Consider the following 642-nt stretch of genomic DNA (forward strand, 5'->3'; position numbering starts at 1 on the left):
CGCGCCGACCTCGTCGGTGAGCGCGTCGAGGATGGCCTTCATCGTGCCGCCGGTCGAGAGCACGTCATCGAGGACGAGGACGCGGTCGCCCTCCTCCACGTCGTTGATGTACATCTCCGACTCGGAGTAGCCGGTCTCCTGGAACAGCGGGACCTCGCCGTCGAGGCCGTACTGGCGCTTCCGGATGACGACGAGCGGGATGTCGGTCATCAGCGAGAGCGCGGTGGAGATGTGGATCCCCATCGCCGCGGGGGTGACGATCTTGTCGACGTTCTCCAGCTCCGCCTTCCGGATGATCCGGATGACGATCTCCCGGAGCAGCTCCGGTTCGAGCATGGGGACGCCGTCACTGATCGGGTGGACGAAGTACTGGTACTCGCCTTTCTCGATGATCGGCGCGTCGAGGAGCGACTGCCGCAACTGGTCCATGTCGCGGGTACTCGGCCGGATTAATAAAGCGTGGCGGTTGCGGGATCGCGGTGTGAGTCGATCGCACGACGACTCTCCGCGAGCGAGACGCGGTCGAGACCCAACGCCGGATCGGCTCGAAACCCCGGCTCCGAGGCCGTACGACAACATCATTTATAAGCAGCTGATCGACACGATCACCACCGAACCCCCGGCCGCGAGGCGGGCGCACGC

Annotated in this window: 1 protein-coding gene; it reads right to left on the reverse strand. The window is 65.1% G+C overall.

The annotated features are described in order from the left end of the window. Nucleotides 1–429: hypoxanthine/guanine phosphoribosyltransferase (gene hpt, locus Z052_RS11760; protein ID WP_099289039.1), on the reverse strand; the 429-nt coding region annotated here is incomplete at its 3' end. Nucleotides 430–642: the final 213 nt, after the last annotated feature.

Source organism: Halorubrum sp. C191 (assembly GCF_002727095.1).
GTDB lineage: Archaea > Halobacteriota > Halobacteria > Halobacteriales > Haloferacaceae > Halorubrum > Halorubrum ezzemoulense.